We start from the raw sequence: 2,777 nt of genomic DNA on the forward strand, positions 1-2,777 counted from the left end.
CGGGCGCCGGGTGCGGCCGGCGGCGCGGGGCAGGTCCACGGCGCGCAGCCCGGGACGGGGCGCCGCCCCGCAGGCGGCGAACGGCGCCCCGTAGGTGACGGTGTGGCCGCGGTCGCGCAGGGCCGCGATCTGCCGGTGCAGGATCCGGGCGTCCTCGGGGTGATGGACGACCGTGATCACCAGTACATGCATCAGAGCACCTCGACATCCGGGCGGGATATCCGGCCGCGCGTGTCGAACAGCAGACGGGCCTGGTCGGCGACGGCCCACAGGTCGTACTCCCGGTGGTCCTGGAGCAGGATCGTCAGGTCGTGCTCGCCCAGCGCGGCGGGCAGGTCGGTCACCGCGGGCACCGGGGTGCCGTCCAGGCACCATTCCGGCACGTGCGGGTCGTGGTAGGCGACGTGGGCGTTGCGGGCGCGCAGCAGCCTGGCCACCGGCTCGGCGGGGGATTCCCGCCGGTCGGCGATGTCGGGCTTGTAGGTGATGCCGAGCAGCAGCACCCGGGAGCCGGAGACGGGCTTGCCCTCGCGGTTCAGCAGGTCCTGTGCACGGCGCACCACGTAGTCCGGCATCCGGTGGTTGATCTCCCGGGCCAGTTCCACGAAGCGGAATTCGTGGCCGAGCGTCCGTATCTTGTAGGACAGGTAGCTGGGGTCGATGGGGATGCAGTGCCCGCCCACGCCGGCGCTGGGGCGGAACGCCTGGAAGCCGAAGGGCTTGGTGGCCGCGCAGTCGATGACGTTCCACACGTCGACGCCGAGTTCGCGGCAGAAGATGGCGAGTTCGTTGACGAGCGCGATGTTGACGTGCCGGTAGGTGTTCTCCAGCAGTTTGGCCATCTCGGCCTCACGGGTGCCGGAGGCCGTGACCACGGTCTTGATGAACTTGCCGTAGAAGGTGACGGCCCGGGCGGCGCACTCGGGGGTGTGCCCGCCCACGATCTTGGGGGTGTCGTGCAGGGTGTGCACGGTGTTGCCCGGGTCGATGCGCTCCGGCGAGAAGGCGAGCGCGAAGTCGCGCCCGGCGCGCAGGCCGCCGCGTTCCAGGATGGGCCGGACCACTTCGTCGGTGGTGCCGGGGTAGGTCGTGGACTCCAGGACGACGAGGACGCCCGGCCGCAGCCGCCGGCCCACGGCCTCGGCCGCCGCGACGACGGCCGACAGGTCGGGCCCGCCCTCGCCGGACAGCGGCGTCGGCACGCAGATCACGATGGTCTGGGCCTCGCCCAGGCACTCCTCCGAGGTGCTCGCCGTGAACCCGGAGTCCAGCATCCGGCGGACGTCCTCGTCGGAGACGTCGTCGACATGCGAGCGTCCCGATGTCAGCTCCGCCACGATGCGGGGGTTCCGGTCGTGTCCGGCGACCCTGATGCCGAGTGCCGCCGCTTCGCGGGCGAGCGGAAGCCCGACGTATCCGAGTCCGATGATCGCAAGATCCACTGTCATGCCGCATCACCTCACGTGTCATACGGCCGTGCTGATCTCAGGCGGCTCCCAGCATGCGGTAGATGTCCCGGGTGCGCACACCGACCCGGGACCAGGTGCGCTCCCGGGCCACCCGCCGCCGGCCCGCCGCGCCCAGCCGCCGCCGCGCCTCCGGATCGGCCAGCAGCCGGTCCAGTGCCCCGGCCCAGGCACCCGGGTCGTCCGGGCGGACCAGGCGGCCGTGCACGCCGTCCGTGACCAGCTCGGACAGGGCCGGCAGAGCGCTGGCCACCACCGGAATCCCGCAGGCCATGGCCTCCACCGGCTTGAGCGGGGTGACCAGCCGGCACACCCGGTCCGCCGTCCGGGGGACGGCGAACACGTCCAGCAGGGCGAGATGGCGGCGCACCGCGTGGTGCGGGACCCGGCCGGTGAACAGCACCGTGCCGGGCGGGAGCAGCGCCTCGGCCTGCCGCCGCAGCACCGGAAGCTGCGGCCCGTCCCCGACCACCAGCACCCGCACCGCGGTACCGCGCCGCCGCAGCTCGGCGGCGGCCCGCAGCAGGGTCCCGATGCCCTCGTGCGGGGTGAGCGTGGCCACGGTGCCGACCACCGGCTCGTCCGGGGCGAGGGAGAGCGCGGCGCGCAGCGGCCCGGGAGCGGGCGGCGGGCGGAGAAACTCCTCGTCGACGGCGTTGGGCACCACATGGATGCGGTCCGGCGGCACGCCACGGGAGGCGATCTCCCGCTTCATCTCCTCCCCCAGGGTGATCACCGCGTCGGCCGCGCGCATGCAGTGGGTCTCCAGCTCCCGGGCCGCCCGGTAGGCCGGGTCCGCGGCGGTGCGGCCGGGGGCCTGGGTCAGCCAGGTCTCCTCCAGGAAGCCGCGCACCTCGTAGACCACCGGCAGCCCGTAGGTCCGGCGAAGGGCGAGGGCGATACGCCCGTTCGGGTGATCGGTGGCCGCGTGCAGCACGGCGGGGCGGAGTCGTTCCACCAGCCGGGCGGCCAGTTCGGCGTTGCGGGACAGCACTTCCGCCGGGCCGGAGGGCATCAGCAGCGGCAGCAGCCGGTGGTGCGGCACTCCGTCCAGGTCCTGCACCCGGCGCCCGTCCCACACGCCCTGGGCGACGGGGAAGCCGAGCCGGGTCACCACGTGCGGGTCCAGCCCGGCCGCCCGCTGGGCACGCACGATGCCCAGCGTGCGCACGGTGTACCCGGCGTTCCGGTACGGCGGGGAGTTGGTCACCAGGTGCAGCACCCGCCCGGGCACCACGGGACGGGCCGGGCGCCGGGCAGCCGGGGCGGGCACCTCGCGCGGCCCGTGCCCGCCGGCCGGGGCGGCCGCCC

General features: G+C 74.3%; 2 protein-coding genes and 1 pseudogene. All 3 read right to left on the minus strand.

Going from position 1 to position 2,777, the window contains the following annotated elements:
* A pseudogene (locus tag GQS09_RS27810) lies at positions 1-192 on the minus strand (glycosyl transferase); the annotation flags it as partial.
* The gene (locus GQS09_RS27815; RefSeq protein WP_165990286.1) at positions 192-1,448 is read right to left on the minus strand and encodes a nucleotide sugar dehydrogenase; all 1,257 of its coding nucleotides are present in this window, start codon (positions 1,446-1,448) and stop codon (positions 192-194) included. The pseudogene GQS09_RS27810 and the gene GQS09_RS27815, both read right to left, overlap by 1 nt.
* Positions 1,449-1,485: 37 nt before the next feature.
* The coding region (locus GQS09_RS27820) for a glycosyltransferase family 4 protein (protein ID WP_207958379.1) at positions 1,486-2,777 on the minus strand (1,292 nt) is incomplete at its 5' end.

The organism is Streptomyces sp. YIM 98790 (assembly GCF_011421595.1).
GTDB lineage: Bacteria > Actinomycetota > Actinomycetes > Streptomycetales > Streptomycetaceae > Streptomyces.